The organism is Pseudomonas taetrolens (genome assembly GCF_900475285.1).
In the GTDB taxonomy this organism is placed as follows: domain Bacteria; phylum Pseudomonadota; class Gammaproteobacteria; order Pseudomonadales; family Pseudomonadaceae; genus Aquipseudomonas; species Aquipseudomonas taetrolens.
On record NZ_LS483370.1, the window covers coordinates 4,160,588 to 4,178,834 of the forward strand.

Sequence of the window (18,247 nt, forward strand, 5' to 3'; positions counted from 1 at the left end):
AGGCGGCCAATTACACAGCGCTCATTTGGAGCCGGCAGACCAGCGCATGCCCCAGCCAAACGCTTTATCCATATCTGAATGCCCTTTGAAAAACTCGACCTTGCGGTTCACCTTCACGCTGCCACCGACGTTTTCGAGCAGAGCAATGGCGCACATGCCCTTGGTACCGCCCTCTTCGCTCAGACGCACCTCGATCGGTGGTTCACCCGGTATATACAAGGTGATGACACCGTCAGTGGTTTGCCAGTTCGGTGCACCTTCGTAGATAAACGCGTAAACCAGCACACGGCGCATCTTGCGCCATTCCTTGCCGTTGATCCGCAGCCACTCGCCATCGCTTACTGCACCGGTACGGTCATCGCCCATCAACTGGATGAACGGTTCGTCACGGAAGTCACCAAAGGCATTGCCCAGGGCCTGGACGGCACCCTTGAGGCCATTGTCCATTTCGTAGAGGCAGCCTACATCCAGGTCGATGCCGCCCGACTTGCCGCGCAAGGAGGCAAAGAAACCGCCACCGCCGCTCGGCGTTGCGCGGTTCCAGTTGAGGTTGATCTTGATCTCGCCAAAATCCCCGTCCTTTTTCTCAAGGCTGATCGACGGGCGTTGTTTGTCGAGGGTGATCTTCGACAGATTGACCCTTGAAGCAGGGGCTGGCGCCGGGGCAGCAGGGGCCGGGGCTGGTGCCGCTGCAGGTACAGGCGCAGCGGGGGCGGGGGCGGGTGCAGCGGGTGCGGGTGCAGCGATTTCGACTCCAAAATGCTGAGCGAGGGGGGCCAGACCACCGGCAAACCCTTGAGCAACGCAACGGAACTTCCACACACCCTGGCGACGATAGAACTCACCGAGGATCAGTGCAGTTTCCTGCATGCCCTGGGTCGGAATCGGTGCTTCAATACCGCCACTCACCGAGACCGTCAGCTGTGGGAATGCGGCGAAGTTGGCCTTGTTCTCATAGATGGTTGCGGTCAGCGCGACTTTCTCGATCGCAGCATCAATCGCGTCCAGATCCAGGCTGAACACACTGCGGCCGGCAGCTGACTCAACCAGCTTCACCGCGCCGTTATTGACACTCTGCTGGCCGAAGAAGCACATGTCATTGTCGCCACGCACCTTGCCCCCTTCATTGAGCAAGAACGCCGACACGTCCAGGTCGGCACCCGGTACAGGGGTGTAGCCGATCGTGACGCTCAGCGTTCCGGAAGCGACCGCCGTGTTGGCGCCCGGGGTCAAAGTAGTCATGCGCGCACCGCCTTGGCTGCCTCGTTACTCAGATCCTGAGCAGTACGACCATTGGCAACCGAGCCGATTGCCGTCAGGTCCCAACCCGCCGACGTGCGGCTCAGGCAGGCCATGACCACGCCCGTATGACGGCCTTTCTCGGACAGGTTGAAACGCGCCAGCTCTTTACCGCTGAGTTCATCAACGATACGGCAGTAGGCATTTTCTACCGCTTCAAAGTTTTGCCCGGTGAACGAGTTCACGGTAAACACCAGATGCTTGACCGCCGAAGGCAGTTGCTCCAGGTTGACCATGATCGACTCGTCGTCGCCCTCGCCCTCGCCCGTGCGGTTGTCGCCGGAGTGAACGATAGAGCCATCGTTGGACTTGAGCTGGCGAAACCACACCAGATCCAGGGGTTGTTTGCCGCTGTCGAGCACGATGCACGAAGCATCCAGGTCGACGGCCGCATCACTGCTTAGCAGCTTGGCAAAGAAACCACTCGGTTTGACCGGGTCCCAGCCAAGGCCCATGCGGATTTTCTTGAGGCCGGTTCCGGCTTCTTTCTCAAGGGATATGGTTTGGTTCTTGGACAGCGAAATGGCCATGAAGCGTCTCCTTGTCTGCAATGGTGCACGAGGTGCTGTTTACCATAGGGGATTGCTGATTATTGACATGCCTGGCTTACGCCTTGCTTACAGTTCTTCACGCAAGCACACATCAAGTGGCCGCTTGCGGCGCCACAGCGCGTGAAACTCGCGCCAATGTGGCTCATGAGCAGCCCCGAGCATTTGTTCATCGCCCCGGGTGTCACCCCAGGCGCGCAGTGTGTATTGGGATAAAGGCCCATACTGCGCCTCCAGCCGGATGACTTTTTGTTCACAGCGACAGTTGGTACCGTCGATTTCACCGGTGAGCACGCCATCGACGGACGCCAGTTGAGTGCCGATCAGGCCAATACCCAGCTTTTTCGCAAAAGGTGCCAGCACCAGTTCGGGTGACGCAGAGCAAATCGTTACGCGAGCTCCCTGCTCAAGCTGGCTGGCGACAGATGTTAAGCCCAAAGGTCGCATTAGACGCTGCCACGAAACGTCACAAAATGCTTCGGCACGCTCCTTGACCCATGCCTCTTTGGCACCGGTCAGGTACACCGTGATCAGCTTTTCCTTCAGGTCGTTACGCGATATCCGCCCCACTAAATAGCAAAGGGTAGACGGAATCATTCGCAGCAAGCGCATGGCGAACAATCGGTTGCCAAAGGCAAAGCGTAAAAAACGGCACAAAACTGTCGTGATAGGTCAGCGTTCCATCGAAATCGAAAGCCGCCAACACCGGTTTTGATGTAGCCGGGGAATTTAAAACCTTGTTCAACCTACCCATTCAGCCAATCGCAGGCTGCCTCCAAAAGTGTCCGTCGAGCTGGCGGTTTCAGGGCGAACCCCTTGCCAGTGTGCTCGTTCGATTATCGTTTGCGCCCATTTGTAGTGGGTCGCCGGCTCGCACATGGCATCGTTGAACCTGAATACCGCAGGCGCCGCCTCATTCACTATGTGGCGTGCACTGTTGAGATCTTCAAGGCTGACTTGCAGCGCTTTGTGAATCACGCCTATTTGCGACGGATGGATTGCGGTTTTACCCACCAGCCCGTGAGCGAGATCCAGACCCAGCTCTTGATCCAGCAAGTGCGGTGTATTGAGCTGTTCAAACACCGGGGCCGTCAGGGCAAAGCCCGCTGCGCCCATGATCCCGCACAACATCGGGATCACATAGCTCATGGGGGTGCTGTACAGGGTCATCGCAGGGTTGCGACGCAATCCAAGGCATCCCATCAGGTCATTGCCACCGATGCGCAAGGCGATAATACGCCCGGGCAGTTGCTCGAGCATGGCGCTGCGCAGCTCTACCATCGCACCGGGATCAAAGACTTCCGGTGTTTCAAGTGTCGGCATCAGGATCAAGTCACTGCGCGTAACGGCCAGCTCCCACTCGCGGATATTGCTCAGACGCAGCTTGGGCACCACGAAGCCGTCGACGTGACGCATCAACGACCACTCGTTCAGCACCGCCGCCATTTCCGCATCCCGAGGCCGGACGAACAGCAGAGGGCCGCCGGCCGGGCGGCAGCCACGCGCCTCGATCCCCAGCAACAGGTTTTTCAGGTTGTTCAGTGCCTGCTGTACGTCGGTTTCGGCCACTGCGTCTTCCAGACACACGACCAGCGAGCGCAACCCCTGAATCTTCTCACCCATGACCACGTCCAGGATGTCAGGACGGGTGGCTGGCATATAAAGCGTGGCACCCAAGGCATAGGCTGAATACTGGCTCATCAGCTAACACTCCTGATTACGGTCACTGCGCGATACGGACCCAACTCATCACCGACTTCTTCGACCTCGATGCTGGCCTGGCGAGTCAGGTGCATCAATAGCTGCACATCCTGATCATCTCGACTGCGAACCAGCACGTGGTCAGGCACCCGACGCATGACAGCGCGAGTTGCTTCGGCAATGCCGGGTTTGACGCGGTTGGGATTGCTCACCGCAAAACGTGTCGAGATACGTTCGACCGCAGCCACGGCCGAGCGTTGCAACAGCAACGCCTGCTCCGATGTCCAGGGCTGGACGGCTGCCACTGGCGCCAACTGCGCGCGTTCGGCTTCGATGCTGTGGATAAAACTCATGGTCACGTCATGTCCGGCCAGGTGCTCGTACACCACGCAGCCATGCAGCCCGGGCTCTTGAGGCCAGATGGAACGTGAAACAAGGCCGGAAACCGTCGCCCCGAGAATGCCCGAAGGGATCAGCCAGTCTTGCGCGGAAGCCGCCAGCCAGGCACGGCCGCACGGGTCGGCCAATACCACCAGGCGTGGATCCGCCGGAAACCTCGAGTCTCCCGCCAGGCTGTCACGAATCTGGCCGCTGATAGCTCCTTTTCCGGTCCAGCCATCGACGAACACGATATTCTCGGCGCCGTGGGTCTTGATGATAGCTTCGAGTGCCACGTTGTCGATGCCGCGATCACGAATAATGCTGATCCCGTAATGCCGGGCATCGCGTCCCATTTCAACCAGAGCTCGACGCAGCAGAACGCCAAGAGGCAAGCCCGCCCGGACAAATGACACCAGCGCAATCGACGCGCCGTTGTAACGCTCATTCAAGGCCAGGGCCAAGGCCTGCACATCGGCAGCCATGCGGGCGCCATTTTGTGCCAGAGCCTTCTGATACAAACTTTTATGCGTGTCGGACGGAGGATGCTCCTGACTGATCATCTCGGAGTAATGGCGCTGCCGGGTCTGAATCAGGCGTTCCTTTTCCTGCACGTCGGTGACTTCAATCTCCATCGCCTGCAGTAAAAAGTGCACGTCATCAGCGTCGTAACTGCCACTGCCAACGGTGCTCAGCCCTTCAAACGCGTTATTCATGATCCATACTCGCCAGCACATGACTGGCCAGTTGACCGCGCTTTGGCGTACCCCACCAGTCGCATTCAGCCATAAAGCCGAGATCTGACACGCTGTCGCCAAAACCGAGCAGTGGACGTTTGCCGTTGATCGCCTGATCGCGGCGGATCCACTCGCGCACTGCCTCACGTTTTTGCAGCGTCAGTGGCAGGAACGCCAGGTTGTTGCCATTACCGTGCACATACAACCCGTCCAGCAAGCCTCGCGCCTTGACCTCTGCGAGGACAATGCGCAGCGCTTCGTCGGTTTCGTTGTTGTGTTTGGTCACCACATAATTGGCCAGCCCTTGCTCTTCAACGACCCAGCCACGCAACGAGAAGCCCAGTTCGGCGCCAATGAGCAGCGTTTGCTCGCTCAATTCATGCAAACGGGTTTGCTCGAACGCCAGCTCATCGCACATGCGGGCGTGCCACTGCGCGTCCAGAGTGCCGTCGGCGCCCAAAATCACGCCTCCGTGAGCACACACCGCGCCGTGGGCGAACGGTAATTGCACACGCTGGTACGCCTCGATACTGCGAGCGGTCACGGGTACCACATCACTTGTGGCAAGCAGCCATTCAACGAAGCTCTTCTGAGTGGCGCTCATAAAGCCGTTGGGTTGTCCGTCCACATCCAGCGTGGCCGGGAAGCGCGGCTCATCACCCATCTTGCGGGCGGTCTGGAACAGCGTGTCGTCAAGATCAACGAACACCAGTGGACGATTACTTGTCATCAACGATCACCTGCGCATTCAATGCGCTGACCAGCGCCGGGTCGACGGCTGCCGCCGGGGTTTCGCTGCAAATCAGCACACGGTCAAACTGGCCGGGGGCAACGTTGTACAAAAAGTTGGGAATGCCCAGGCCATAGTTGTCCGAGAACGAAAGCGCATGATCGATCGCATGCCCAAGGGCAATCGGCGAACGGCTGGTGGAGCTGAAGTGCACATCGGCACCCGCACGCTCCAGGCGCTCTGCCAGCAGAAACGGACGCCACACGAATTCGCTGGTACCGATCACCAGCACACGCTCTCCGGGCTTGACCTGCAACCCCGGCGCCAGAGTGTCGAGGTGCTCGCGCACGCCCATGCGGCCCCAGTCACGGCTCGGATCGAGCGACCAGTCACCTTGGGCAACACTGCCCACTTCGGGCATGTCTGGCAGTTCAGCGGTGACATCTTCGGCGAACGTATAGCGACCATCGAGCAGTGACACGCTGCTGACGTGAGCACCCATTGCCTTGCGCACAGCATCCTGCGACCAGTCAGTCAGGGTGGCAGTGACAACCCGCTCAATCGAATGCAGCCCGGCGTCAGCCAGGGCTCGAGACAGGTTGATAAACGTATTGCCGGTCGAGGCCTCATCGTCCACCAGCACCAGCGACCGTGCGTTCAGCATCAATTCGCGGGTCTCAGGGTCCTGTGGCAGATGCAACAAATGCGAGCTGGCGTGGCTGTGTTCTTCTTCAAAGCGGGCAAACAGCTCGCTGCCGGTGGGGTGTCGGCTGCTCACCAGATACACGCTGTCGTCACGGGTCTGGCTCAGCGCCCGGTGCACGCCGGCACCGAGGCCCACGGCGGTTTCAGCCATGCCGATGACCAGCACCGGGCCGGGCAGGTCTGCAGGGATTTGGGCCGCCAGGGCATTGAAGCTGTCGGCCATCAGCGATGGTCGCGCCGGAATATGTCGACCCAGCACGCGGGACACAAACAAAAAGGCGCGCTTGGGGTTACGACGTTCAGCAAAACTGAAAAGAGCCTGAGGGTCGAAGGTCGATGAATTGACTTCGACTTCCAGACGACCGCGCTTAAGGTTTGCGTGCAAAGCCTTGGTTTCGGTCATTGAGTTACCGCTGTTCATCAAAGTTTATTACCTGGAAATACTTAAAAAGTGGGGGACAATTCGCGAGTTGAGGATTTAAGACAAGCGCAAAATGGTTACTGGAGATGGCTAAGATCCATTCACCATCGCCCGACCTGTGAAGCCGGGCTGGCTCGGCATGCCTGGAAGACGCTCGCGGTCCCCGGTTAAGCCGGCACGCGAGGTTCATGGATGGGCGTCGGACGCCACTACGGTCTTGATCTGGCAGCAACCGTCAAACCCGATGACCGGCAGTTGCTCGGGCTTTCTAGCACCTTAACAGCTCATCTGCGCGAACCGAAACGACGACCGTAATCGCTTTGACCTGCAGGTCCTCACGCCATGCACTCACAGGCTCGGGCAGACCGAGACGGCGCGCGGCGAAAATACCCGGCAAATTAACCCCCGCTTCACGGGTATAACCAATGCCGCCGGAATAACGCAGATTGATCTCAAGCAAATGCGGTTGGCCAGCGGCGTCATCGCGGGTCTGCACGTTGACGATACCGTCACACTTGAAATGCCGCGCCGCCTTGATCGCCAGCTCCACTGCCGCACTGTCACGCTCGAACGACTGCATCAAGCCTTGCTTGCGGCGCCCGACGTAGGCCACCGCCTTGCCCGCCTCGCACATCATGTCCACCGAGCACTCACTGCCAGGCATGTAGGGCATCACCAGCAATGGCTTGGGATCAACCGATTGACCGTAGGCCCGGGCGAATACCGCAGCATTCACTTCATGGGCATCCGCGTTGGCAAAACTGCGGAAGGGATCGACGTCATCAGCCAGGCGCCAAAAGCCCTGGCCATAAATGCCGCGGGTCGGCTTGACGCACACCTGGCCGTCACGGGACAGCCGGGCGTAAGCGTCTTGCAGCTCGTCCTGAGTGTGGACAGTAATGGCCGGAATACAGGCCAGTCCCGCTGCCAGCGCTTCACGGGTAAACACCGACTTGTCGTCAACCCGCTCAAAGGTGTCCCTATCCAGAGCACCCGTCACCAGCTGCAACCCGGCGGCTTCAAAATCAGCACGATAGGCTTCATAGACATGGCCCACCCGTCCGGCCAGCAGCACCTTGATCTGGTTGGCACGGGCCTGCTCGATAACCCAGGCAATACGCTCTTCGTTGTCCTGCGGCTCACGCCAGGCGACATCTGCCAGGCCCGTGATTTCAGGACGATTTTGTCGGTGCGAGGCAAAGATTCGAACGGCTTCGGGCAGTGCCAGGCGGGCACCTGCAATTACATCGCGTTGGCTGGATTGCCCTTCAAGAAACCAGATCATGGACATCCCTTGGTACAGATAGAGGAGAAACTCGCTAAGCGCGGAATTCTAGCGGATGAGGGCACCTGATGCCGCAGTCATTGTGGCGGCTTGAAATGATACAGAACGTGAAAGCCATGGGCTGCCCTGTTCATGCTATCCGGACCGTGCCTGGACTTTACCCAGCAAAACATGACCCATGACAACAGGACATCAGTTGTCATGGCTGATCACGGTGTTTTGACTACGCTCTCAATGCTGGGCATTTCCCAGTCAAGGAGCCTGTCATGTCCATTCGTATTTCCAGCAAAACCCTGAGCAACTACGACGCTCACCTGGCGTTCAATACCGCCACTGCCTATCTGCGCAAGTCTGATCTTGCCAATTACCTGATTGATCAGCTTGAACGGCAACACCTGAACCTCGACATCGACGTCAGTACTGACCCGACGCAAGCCAATCAGGACGCCTCGAATTCAGGAACCATCGTGTGGTGCCTGCGCAGTACCGTCTGTCAAAGTCAGGAGCTGCCTGACGTAGCAGCCATGCTGAGCCGCACTCAGGCTGAACAAAAAGCCTACTTAAGCACTCAGTGGAACTTGATGCACCTGCTCGCCCTCGCCTGCCAGCAGATGAACAATCAACTCAACTTTCGCGATGCGGACGCCACTTGGCCATGGCTGGATGAAAACGAGCTGAGCGCCCGCGACATCGAAAACGTTGTGGCCCGGGAGCTCAGCGAACTGCCCTTGCCTGAAGAGCAAAACTGGAACCGCCTGTTGAACCGGGTCTGATCGCGTCGTCAGGTGCCGCACCCACTGAAAACGCCCGATGCGAGAGCCCGGCGCTGGATACTCTGGACCGGGTAGGCGCCCGGCCGACATGTCATAACGGCAATACGGCACGAGCGGGCGTAACCATACCCGTCATCCCGGGCACCAGACGCCTCCAGTCTTCGGGGGCAATATAGCCCAGCATTTTCGGCTGAACGCTGCTGCCATCGGCCTTGATGAACAATGCAGAACCGTAGCCCAAGGCCGTGTCGGTTGGCACCTGCAGGTCCTTTTCCATTTGCTCCATGCACTCGCTGTGAGTCACCAGTACCAGATTGCGGCCCGGCACCTTGTGCCGGAGCGCATCACGTAACATCGTGCCCCGGCAGTTGAACAACCAGTCCTGCGCCTCAACGGGACGAATAAACATGGCGTCAGCTGTTTGGCGGGCCCGAGTCAGCAAGCTGCTGTAAATATCGACGGTATTAAGCCCTAACTGTTGAAAGTCCATGCCCAGCTTTCGGACGGTCGCTTCGCCGCGCACGGTCACACCGTCTGCGGCCCCCAAACAAGGGGCTGTCGAGCGATCACAGCGTTCGGCATGTCGCACCAGGGCAATCACATCGCCGCTTTCCCAGCTTTCGGTCAATGCGAGCACCCGGCTGGCGTTACCGGGTTGCGCCAAATCCGGCGCCGACGCAGGCGCCAGCAACTTCAGGGTGAGCGCCACCGTGAGCAGCGTCGCTGCAATCACTACCAGAACATTTTTATAAGGTGCCAGCCCGCTGAGTAATTGCGCTGGCTTAGCGCCGGTCAGACGAAAACTCGATATCACGGTAAGCATGCCTCCAGGCCGTCGGTGAGTGGCACAGGCCGCCACCCTATCGGGCGAATATGACAAGGGCGCAAGGGGCGACCTTGAGGAAAGAAACGATCCTGAATGCAACCGATCCCGCTAAATGGGCGCAGTCTAAAAAAGCCCACGTCAGAGCCAGGTGAAACGAATGTGAAAAAAAACGTGAACACCGGACTTGTCCACACGAATAAAAGGGGTGTTCATCCCGGGAGCGACGCACCGAAAAAAACGTTTCAGCTCTGGGCAATCCCGCCGATACAGCCCCACACACCTTCTGCTGGACCAGAACAATAAAAACCTCCAGCGAACTTCCCCCAGACGTGCACTGTTCCTGGAGAACAAAATGAATAGCTGGTTGAGTAACATCAGCGTTAATTTGAAACTGGCTCTTGGCTTCGGCCTGGTCCTAGCCCTGACATGCCTGATGGCAATCGGCAGCTGGTTCAGCCTGGACACCTTGATTGATCGCAGCAACTGGATGAGTGACATCACGCGCCTCAACAGCGCGCTGACCAACCTGCGGGTCACGCGCCTGCAGTACATGCTCACCAACGGCGACGAAACGGCTGCGCAAGTGGTGCAAAACAGCCTGGAAGCGTTTGCGGATCAGGAAAAAAAGCTGATCGCCAGCTTCAAGAGCCCGGAAAACCTCAAGCTGCTCAATGAGCAACTCGACATGATCAATCGCTATCAGAGCGCGCTGGTGATCATGCGCAAGGCGTACGTTGAATCCGCCGTATCCCGCGACACCATGGATCGCCAGGCCAAAACGGCACTCGCCGCCATCGACGTACTGAATGACCGTGTGCTGCAACGCGCTGCCGGCGAAGACGGACGTTTCGAACAGTTCCAGGACGTGACCCGGGTACGCGAGCGGTTCCTGATGGCCCGCGATCAGGTACGGGCCTACATCGGCTCACCCACCGCCACCACCGAACAGGCCGCACGCACCCAACTCAACCTGGCCTCGGCCAGTATTGAAGGGTTGAATGCCCACTTCGCCAATACGTCAGCCGACGCCTTGCGCTCCCTGAGCGAGGCTATCGTCCAGTACAAAACGGCGCTGCAGCAATACGCCGACACGGACAACACCATCGTAGAAATGCGCAAGGAAATGACCGAGTACGGAAATGGCATCGTTAGCCGCAGCAACGAACTGTATAAAATTCAGCTCGAACGCCGCGACATCGAAAGCGCCGAAGCCAACAACCTGCAAATGATCAGTACGTTGTTGGTGTTGCTGTTCGGAATCAGTGCCGCCGTGATCATTACGCGCCAGATCACCCGTCCGCTGCGCGAAACCCTGGAAGTTGTAGAACGTATTGCCAGCGGCGACCTCAGCCAGGATATGCGCGTGACCCGCCGCGATGAGCTGGGTGTACTGCAACAAGGCATTGCACGCATGGGCAGTACCCTGCGCGAATTGATTGGCGGTATCCGCGATGGCGTGACACAGATTGCCAGCGCCGCCGAAGAGCTGTCTGCCGTTACGGAACAGACCAGCGCAGGTGTTAACAGCCAAAAGATCGAGACCGATCAAGTGGCAACCGCCATGCACGAAATGACCGCCACCGTGCAGGAAGTCGCGCGTAACGCCGAGCAGGCTTCGCAAGCGGCCGCCGCGGCTGACGGAGAAGCTCGCGAAGGTGACAACGTGGTGAATCAGGCGATTGACCAGATCGAGCGCCTGGCAGTGGAAGTCGGCCGTTCGACCGAGGCCATGGCCGTGTTGCAACAGGAAAGCGACAAGATCGGCAGCGTCATGGACGTGATCAGGGCCGTAGCGGAGCAGACCAATCTGCTGGCGCTCAACGCCGCCATCGAGGCCGCCCGAGCGGGTGAAGCGGGCCGTGGTTTTGCGGTGGTCGCCGATGAAGTCCGCGGCCTGGCCCAGCGCACACAAAAATCCACGGAAGAGATTCATACGCTGGTTGCAGCACTGCAAAGCGGTACCCAGCAAGTGGCCAGTGTCATGCACAATAGCCGTACCCTGACCGACAGCAGCGTGGCCCTGACTCGCCAGGCCGGCACATCACTGCAGGGTATTACCCGTACCGTGTCGAATATTCAGTCAATGAATCAGCAAATCGCCGCAGCGGCCGAACAGCAAAGTGCTGTGGCCGAAGAAATCAGCCGCAGCATTATCAATGTGCGCGATGTGTCGGAGCAGACCGCTTGCGCGAGCGACGAAACCGCCAAGTCCAGCGTCGAGCTGGCGCGACTGGGCAATCAACTGCAAATGATGGTGAGCCACTTCAAGGTCTAGCCCCTGAATGCTGCGGGCCCGCGCACGGGCCCGCAGAGAGGACTCTAAACGTGCTGTACGCGGGCGCGCTTGAGCAGTTTTTTACAGCGCTCGGACAGGTGTAAAACCCGCAGGTGCTTGCCCGCTTTGCTGTAGCGCTCACGCAACGTGTTCAAGGCCGCAATGGCTGAGTAGTCGACGAAGCTCAAGTGACGGCAATCCAGTGTCACCTGGGCCGGATCGTTGGCCGGGTCAAACTGCTTCAGAAACGCGGTTGTCGACGCAAAAAACAGCGTGCCATGCACCCGGTAAAGCTTGCTGCCGTCACTCTCAAGGTTCGCGTCGGCATACAGCTCGCGGGCCTGTTGCCAGGCGAAATTGAGCGCCGCAATGATGATTCCGCACAGCACCGCAGTGGCCAGGTCGGTAAACACCGTGATCACGGTGACCGCAATGATCACCAGGACATCGTTCAGCGGCACCTTGTTCAGCACCCGCAACGACGCCCAGGCGAACGTTTGCTGTGATACCACGAACATCACCCCCACCAGTGCCGCCAGCGGGATGCGCTCGATGAACGGGGCGAGAAATAATATGAACAGTAGGATCATGATGCCAGCGGTCACGCCTGACAGCCGGCCCCGCCCGCCTGAGCTGAGGTTGACCACGGTTTGCCCGATCATGGCGCAACCGCCCATGCCGCCAAATACGCCCGAGACCATATTCGCAGCCCCCAGTGCTGCGCACTCGCGATCCGGGTAGCCACGGGTTTCAGTGATTTCGTCGGTTAGATTGAGAGTCAGCAACGTTTCCAGCAGCCCCACCAGCGCCATCAATATCGCGTAGGGCGCGATGATGCCAAGGGTCTCCAGCGTCCACGAAATATCCGGAAGGCTGAACGTCGGCAAGCCACCGGCTATGTGCGCCATATCGCCCAATGTACGGGTCGGCAAGCCCAGCAGGTACACCGCCAGCCCCACCCCGAGAATCGCCACCAGCGCCGGCGGTGCAGCGCGGGTCAAGCGCGGCAGGCCGTAGACAATGACCATGGTCAGCGCCACCAGCCCGATCATCATGTATAGCGGTGTACCGGTGAGCCAGGCCTCCCCATCTTTGAAGTGATCGAGCTGGGCCATGGCAATGATGATCGCCAGGCCATTAACAAAACCGAGCATCACCGGGTGCGGCACCATGCGTACCAGCTTGCCCAGCCTGAGCACACCGAACGCCAGCATGATCAACCCGCCCAGCAGCACCGTGGCCAGCAGATACTGCACCCCGTGTTGCACCACCAGCGCGACAATGACCACCGCCATTGACCCGGCTGCACCGGACACCATGCCCGGGCGCCCGCCGAAGAGCGCGGTCAGGGTGCAAATAATAAAAGCACCATACAGCCCCATCAGCGGGTTGAGGTGAGCGACCAGTGCAAACGCAATGCACTCGGGCAACAGAGCGAACGACGTCGTGAGTCCTGCCAGGACATCAGCACGCAGACGGATAGGTTTCATGAGTTACCTGAAGGGAGAAACGAATCGCATATGGTAACAAACTGTAAAACTGAATCCTGCAACTGCAAAACCTGTAGGCGCGAGCGGGTTCGCGATGGCTTCAAAAACGCAGTGTGTATCCAGCAAGTACACGCGTAATCGTCAGCGACTCTCGCGAGCAAGCTCGCTCCTACAGGGGTGGTTTGCTTATTTCACGACCATGCCGACACCACGACCACGCGGGTCGGACGCGGTTTCAAGCTGGGTGCCGTTAACCCGGATGGCCTGGATATCCCCCATGTTCCAGCCCTGATCTTCCAGGGTGTAACCCATCGCCTTGAGCTCATCGGCGACTTTGCCCGTCAGGGGCGCATAAGCGTCGTAATAAATCGTATCTTTAGGCAGCAACTGGTGATGCACACGCTGGGCAGCCACGGCCTTTTCCAGCGGCAGATTGTAGTCATAGAGGTTGTTCAGCACCTGGAAGATCGAGGTGAAAATCCGCGATCCACCGGGCGTACCCAGCACCAGCGTGACCTGACCGTCGCGCGTCACCAGGCTTGGGCTCATGGACGACAGCATCCGCTTGCCCGGCTCGATGGCGTTGGCATTTCCCCCTACCACACCAAAGGAGTTGGCAACGCCCGGCTTGGAGCTGAAGTCATCCATTTCATCGTTGAGCAAGAAGCCTGCGCCTTTAACCACAACGCCGCTGCCGTAATCCCAGTTCAGGGTGTAGGTATTGCTGACCGCGTTACCGTCTTTGTCGACGATGGAGAAGTGCGTGGTCTGATGAGGTTCCAGCCCCGGTTTGACCTGCTCAGTTGCAGAAATGGTCTTGGGGCTCACCTCTGCCGCCCGCTTGGCGATGTAGGCCGGGTCAGTCAATTCAGCCACTGGCATCTTGCCGAAGTCCGGGTCACCCAGATAATCGGCGCGATCGGCAAATACACGTTTTTCGATTTCAGCCAGCAGATGGATATACGGCGCAGAGTTCAGCTCGACACCTTTGAAGTCGGCTGCACGAGCCTCCTTGATACCGATCAATTGCGCCAGCGCGATACCGCCAGAGCTTGGCAGCGGTGCCGTATACAGCGTGTTGCCACGCCAGTCGACACGCATCGGCTCACGCCAGTTGGCCTTGTAGTCGTTCAGGTCCTCATGGGTGATCAGCCCCTTGTCCTGCTTCATTTGCGCGATCAGCAGATCGGCGGTTTTACCCTGATAGAACTCTTTTGCACCTTGATCGGCAATACGTTCCAGAGTGGCGGCCAATTCAGGCTGCTTGAAGGTTTCGCCGGTTTTCATGCTGCCAAAATAGTCACCAAAGTTGGTCGAGCCGTTAAACAGCTTCAACGCATCTTCGCGATATTGGTACTGCTTGTTCGCGACCTTAAAACCGTTTTTCGCGTACCCCACGGCAGGCGTCAGCAGTTCGGACCACGGCAACTTGCCAAAACGCTGGTGCGCTTCCCACAAGCCCATGACCGTCCCCGGCACGCCAGCCGCGCGCGCGCCCACCAGACTCATGTTCTCGATGATTTCGCCTTTGTCATTGAGGTACATATCGCGGGTAGCAGCCTTGGGCGCAGTTTCGCGATAGTCGAGGAAGTAGGGTTTGCCATCGACAAACAAGGTCATGAAACCGCCGCCGCCGATGTTGCCTGCCTCGGGGTAGGTCACGGCCAGGGTGAAGGCCGTTGCGACTGCAGCGTCGACCGCATTGCCCCCTTTCTTGAGGATTTGTGCCGCCACTTCAGCGCCGTACTGATCCGGCGCAGCCACGGCTCCGCCGTCCAGCGTGACAGCAAAAGCCGAGCTGCTGGCCGCGATTGCAGCCGTTAAGGCCAAGGTTTTGAACCAAACAACACGCATGATGATTACCTTTTATTTTTGTAGGACGATGCCGAACCATGTCTGATTTCAGCATCACTTTCAAACAACAAAAGCAAAACTGCGAGGTGATACACAAACCCTCGAAACTACAGTGCCTGTAGCCGCTGCCGCAGGCAGCGATAAGGCCCGAAGAACCTTCAAGATTTCAGCCCCTCCAAAAACCGTAGCCGTTGGCGAGTACAACGAGGCGACGTCGGCTTTTGATCTTGATCCGAAAGGCCATACGACGGCTACGCCGCCGGACGCGGCCTCACTCCGCTGCTACGGATAGCGGAAAAACGCAGGCGCAGGACGTCCGTAACAATGGATGAGTTGAGCCAAGTTACGGCCGCATTACTGCTGGAAATCGCAGTTCGCATAACGGGTCAGCTTGGTCTGGATAAAGTCCAGAAAACACTGAATGCGCAGCGCCAATTGCGAGTTTCGGTAGTACACCGCGTGAATCGGTTGGCGATAGCCGCTGTTGAATTCGCCCAGAACCACCTGCAAGCGTCCGGCCTGAATGTCTTCGTGGGTCATGAAATGCGACAGGCAAGCAATGCCCTGCCCTTGCAGCGCCAGATGGCGCACGGTTTCACCGCTGGAGGCGCTGATGGCCGGCTGGATGGGCCAGCGATCGCCCTGTGCATAACGCAGCGGCCACTGGTTGAGGCCATCGTTCTGGGTGAAACCGATCAGGGTGTGCTGGGCCAGTTCTGCAACGCTTGTGGGTAACCCGTGGGCAGCGATGTAGTCGGGGCTGGCCAGGATGTTCAGCGGGCTGCAACCCAGAGAGCGGGCGTGCAGGGTGGAGTCGGTCAGCGCACCGATGCGAATGGCAATGTCGGTGCTTTGCTCCAGCAGATCGATGATCAGGTCATTGCTGTTGAGTTCCAGCAGGATCTCGGGGTACAAGGCGCGAAATTCGGCGATGTACGGCACGATGGCGTGCAGCATGAAAGGTGCGGCGGCGTTGATCCGCAGACGACCCGAGGGCGTGCGCTGATGCGAGACCAAACGTTCTTCGAGCTCATCCATTTGCTCCAGGATCTGCTTGGCCCGCTCGAAGAAAAACTTGCCTTCTTCGGTCAGATCCATGCGCCGCGTGGTGCGGTTGATCAGGGTGGTTTCGAGCTTGGTCTCCAGCCGTGACAGCGTGCGGCTGACGGCTGAAGGCGTTTGCCCTGCCTGTTCGGCAGCAGCGGAAATCGAACCGCACTCAATCACCGAGACAAAGATTTGCAGCTCATCGGATCTGGCTTTCACACATGCCCCTCATGGATAACAGCCTTGATAGTAGCCGCATGTGGGGCAAATGGGTCAGGCCCGCAGGCCGAACACTTCGGTCAGGTGCTGTTCGTAACGGGCCGCATCAGCCTCTGGTTGCGGACGCTTCATCACGTCGACACACAGGAAGGTCGGCAAACCGGCCATGCCCAGAAACTCATTGGCTTTGTGGAACGGAAAGTACACCGCGTCCACGCCCTTTCCTTCAAAGAAATCAGCCGGATCATCGAAAGCTTGCTGCGGCGCGTTCCAGGTCAGCGACAGCATGTAGTGCTTGCCCTGAATCAGGCCACCGCTGCCATAGCGCTGCGAAGCATCAGAGCGCGTGCGGCCGTCACTGGCGTACAGCTTGCCGTGGCCCTGGGTGAACACTTCATCGACGTATTTCTTGACGATCCACGGCGCGCCCATCCACCAACCCGGCATCTGGTAAATAACCACGTCAGCCCAGAGGTATTTTTCGACCTCTTCAGCCACGTCATAGCCTTCGTCGATGTGGGTCACCTTGACTTCGAACCCTTGGCGATCAAAAAAAGCCAGGGCCGTCTCGTGCAGGGTCAGGTTGTAACGACCATCGGAATGCGCGAATTTTTTAGCACCGTTAAGCAACAGAATTTTCTTCATCATCAGCCTCGTCAGGAATTAACCCTCGGCGCTGTTGAGCGGCGTTGGGTATTAAAGGTTTAAAACGTGACGGCAGGATATAGACCGCCTTGCCCAGGAAACACCCGCGTCCGGGCAAATGACATTTGCGCTAAAAGCACGAATCAACAACCTATTGTTGCCTTAAGCTTTTTTAGACACTCACGCTAAAGAGCTGCTTCGATGACCCCACTGCACGGATTTATTCTTCACGCCTATACCCAACCTGAAAAAGCCGACGCCTTTGAAGCGTTGTTTCGCGCGTACGTACCCCTCAGCCGTCAAGAGGATGGCTGCATTGAGTACCACATGCTGCGCGACCAACTGGACCCGACACTGTTTATTTTTTACGAGATCTGGCAGTCACGCGAGCACCTGGCTGTGCATGAAAACTTGCCGCACATGAAGCAGTTTTTCGAGCAGCGCATGGACTACCTGGCCCGTGACTTTGAAGTGCGGATGATCGACATGCTCAGCCCGTCGTCGGCTACCCGCTGACCAACAGGTGCGTGCCCAGCAGTGCCATGCCCACAAAGAACACCCGTTTAAACACCGCGGCACTGATGCGCTGGCGTAGCCATTGCCCCAGCCACAGGCCGAACATGGCCGGCAACAGCGCCAGCAATGAGGCGTTCAGCTCACCGCTGCCCAGATCGCCGCGCCAGTAAAGCCCGGCGGCAAGGGCCACTGTGGAGACACTGAAGGATAATCCCAAGGCCTGAACCAGCTGATTTCTATTCAAGTCCAAGGCCTGCAAGTACGGCACGGCAGGAATCACAAAGACACCGGTGGCCGAAGTAATCACCCCGGTGATCAGACCACTGGCCGACCCCAACCACCGTTCTCGATGTGGGGCTACGCGCAGCGTGGGCAGAAACAGGCCGCTCAGGGCATAGAGCAATAATGCCGCGCCCAGCGCCCTGACCACCCAGCTGTCGCCATCGACACTCAGCCAGAGCATGCCAAGCCCGGTGCCCAGCACTATCCCCAATTGCATCGGCCACAGGCGTCGGATCAAGACGCGCAACTGCCCACCCGCAGCCAATTGCCAGGCATTGGTCACCATCGAGGGAATGATCAGCAATGCCGCTGCCTGTGCCGGAGCAATAGCCAGGCCAAGCAAACCCATTGCCACGGTCGGCAAGCCGAGACCAATTACGCCTTTCACGGTTCCAGCCAGCAGAAAGGTGATCAGCACCAGCAGTGACAGGGCCCAGCCCAGATGTTGGTAGAACTCGATTAATGTCTTCATCGGCGTATGCTGATGCGCATGACATCGGCTGAAAATGCGTCATT

15 protein-coding genes and 3 pseudogenes are annotated in these 18,247 nt (G+C 58.5%); 4 read left to right on the forward strand and 14 right to left on the reverse strand.

Annotated elements, in window-relative coordinates; all coding sequences use genetic code 11:
• Window positions 1-21 precede the first annotated feature (21 nt).
• From DQN55_RS19255 to DQN55_RS19290, 8 genes and pseudogenes are all read right to left on the reverse strand, one after another.
• Window positions 22-1,242 (reverse strand): TerD family protein, encoded by a 1,221-nt coding sequence (locus tag DQN55_RS19255; protein ID WP_048383502.1) that lies wholly within the window; start codon window positions 1,240-1,242, stop codon window positions 22-24.
• Window positions 1,239-1,829, reverse strand: a complete 591-nt coding sequence (locus DQN55_RS19260; protein ID WP_048383500.1) for a TerD family protein — start codon at window positions 1,827-1,829, stop codon at window positions 1,239-1,241. Before DQN55_RS19260 ends, DQN55_RS19255 begins: the two co-directional genes overlap by 4 nt.
• An 87-nt stretch (window positions 1,830-1,916) precedes the next feature.
• Window positions 1,917-2,601 (reverse strand): annotated as a pseudogene (locus tag DQN55_RS19265) (HAD-IB family hydrolase).
• A complete protein-coding gene (locus tag DQN55_RS19270) occupies window positions 2,589-3,548 on the reverse strand; it encodes an HpcH/HpaI aldolase/citrate lyase family protein (protein WP_048383496.1) in 960 nt (319 codons plus the stop codon). The pseudogene DQN55_RS19265 and the gene DQN55_RS19270 overlap by 13 nt, the downstream one beginning before the upstream one ends.
• The gene (locus DQN55_RS19275) at window positions 3,548-4,642 is read right to left on the reverse strand and encodes a cysteine protease StiP family protein (protein ID WP_048383494.1); all 1,095 of its coding nucleotides are present in this window, start codon (window positions 4,640-4,642) and stop codon (window positions 3,548-3,550) included. The genes DQN55_RS19270 and DQN55_RS19275 overlap by 1 nt, the downstream gene beginning before the upstream one ends.
• A complete protein-coding gene (locus tag DQN55_RS19280; RefSeq protein WP_048383492.1) occupies window positions 4,635-5,393 on the reverse strand; it encodes an HAD family hydrolase in 759 nt (252 codons plus the stop codon). Before DQN55_RS19280 ends, DQN55_RS19275 begins: the two co-directional genes overlap by 8 nt.
• Window positions 5,383-6,519, reverse strand: a complete 1,137-nt coding sequence (locus DQN55_RS19285) for a phosphoribosyltransferase domain-containing protein (protein ID WP_048383490.1) — start codon at window positions 6,517-6,519, stop codon at window positions 5,383-5,385. Before DQN55_RS19285 ends, DQN55_RS19280 begins: the two co-directional genes overlap by 11 nt.
• A gap of 268 nt (window positions 6,520-6,787) precedes the next feature.
• Window positions 6,788-7,804: an ATP-grasp domain-containing protein gene (locus DQN55_RS19290; protein ID WP_048383488.1), complete on the reverse strand. Its 1,017-nt coding sequence runs from the start codon at window positions 7,802-7,804 to the stop codon at window positions 6,788-6,790.
• 266 nt (window positions 7,805-8,070) lie between these two features.
• Here DQN55_RS19290 and DQN55_RS19295 point away from each other — a divergent pair, with 266 nt between their 5' ends.
• The gene (locus tag DQN55_RS19295; RefSeq protein WP_048383486.1) at window positions 8,071-8,577 is read left to right on the forward strand and encodes a hypothetical protein; all 507 of its coding nucleotides are present in this window, start codon (window positions 8,071-8,073) and stop codon (window positions 8,575-8,577) included.
• 91 nt (window positions 8,578-8,668) lie between these two features.
• On the opposite strand, the gene pmrG is transcribed toward DQN55_RS19295, so the two are convergent.
• The gene (gene pmrG, locus DQN55_RS19300) at window positions 8,669-9,400 is read right to left on the reverse strand and encodes a lipopolysaccharide core heptose(II)-phosphate phosphatase PmrG (RefSeq protein WP_048383484.1); all 732 of its coding nucleotides are present in this window, start codon (window positions 9,398-9,400) and stop codon (window positions 8,669-8,671) included.
• A gap of 490 nt (window positions 9,401-9,890) precedes the next feature.
• Between pmrG and DQN55_RS22695 the strand changes: the two are divergent.
• Window positions 9,891-10,775: pseudogene (locus tag DQN55_RS22695) on the forward strand (methyl-accepting chemotaxis protein); the annotation flags it as partial.
• Between the two features lie 306 nt (window positions 10,776-11,081).
• A pseudogene (locus tag DQN55_RS22700) lies at window positions 11,082-11,678 on the forward strand (methyl-accepting chemotaxis protein); the annotation flags it as partial.
• A 44-nt stretch (window positions 11,679-11,722) separates the two neighbouring features.
• On the opposite strand, the gene DQN55_RS19310 reads toward DQN55_RS22700, so the two are convergent.
• From DQN55_RS19310 to DQN55_RS19325, 4 genes are all read right to left on the reverse strand, one after another.
• Complete coding sequence (locus DQN55_RS19310) at window positions 11,723-13,168, reverse strand: SulP family inorganic anion transporter (protein ID WP_048383480.1); 1,446 nt, start codon at window positions 13,166-13,168, stop codon at window positions 11,723-11,725.
• A gap of 186 nt (window positions 13,169-13,354) precedes the next feature.
• Window positions 13,355-15,022 carry a gamma-glutamyltransferase gene (gene ggt, locus DQN55_RS19315; protein WP_048383479.1) on the reverse strand — a complete coding sequence of 556 codons (1,668 nt, stop codon included), beginning with the start codon at window positions 15,020-15,022 and terminating at the stop codon, window positions 13,355-13,357.
• 354 nt (window positions 15,023-15,376) lie between these two features.
• Window positions 15,377-16,288, reverse strand: coding sequence for a LysR family transcriptional regulator (locus DQN55_RS19320; RefSeq protein ID WP_048383476.1), 912 nt, complete (start codon window positions 16,286-16,288; stop codon window positions 15,377-15,379).
• Window positions 16,289-16,342: 54 nt separating this feature from the next.
• Entirely contained in the window at window positions 16,343-16,933 is a 591-nt protein-coding gene (locus tag DQN55_RS19325; RefSeq protein WP_048383475.1) for an NADPH:quinone oxidoreductase MdaB, read from the reverse strand.
• A 201-nt stretch (window positions 16,934-17,134) separates the two neighbouring features.
• Here DQN55_RS19325 and DQN55_RS19330 point away from each other — a divergent pair, with 201 nt between their 5' ends.
• The gene (locus DQN55_RS19330; protein ID WP_048383473.1) at window positions 17,135-17,449 is read left to right on the forward strand and encodes a putative quinol monooxygenase; all 315 of its coding nucleotides are present in this window, start codon (window positions 17,135-17,137) and stop codon (window positions 17,447-17,449) included.
• Here the strand turns inward: DQN55_RS19330 and DQN55_RS19335 are convergent.
• Window positions 17,439-18,203, reverse strand: a complete 765-nt coding sequence (locus DQN55_RS19335) for a sulfite exporter TauE/SafE family protein (RefSeq protein WP_048383471.1) — start codon at window positions 18,201-18,203, stop codon at window positions 17,439-17,441. The two genes, DQN55_RS19330 and DQN55_RS19335, sit on opposite strands and share 11 nt — an antisense overlap.
• Window positions 18,204-18,247 lie beyond the last annotated feature (44 nt).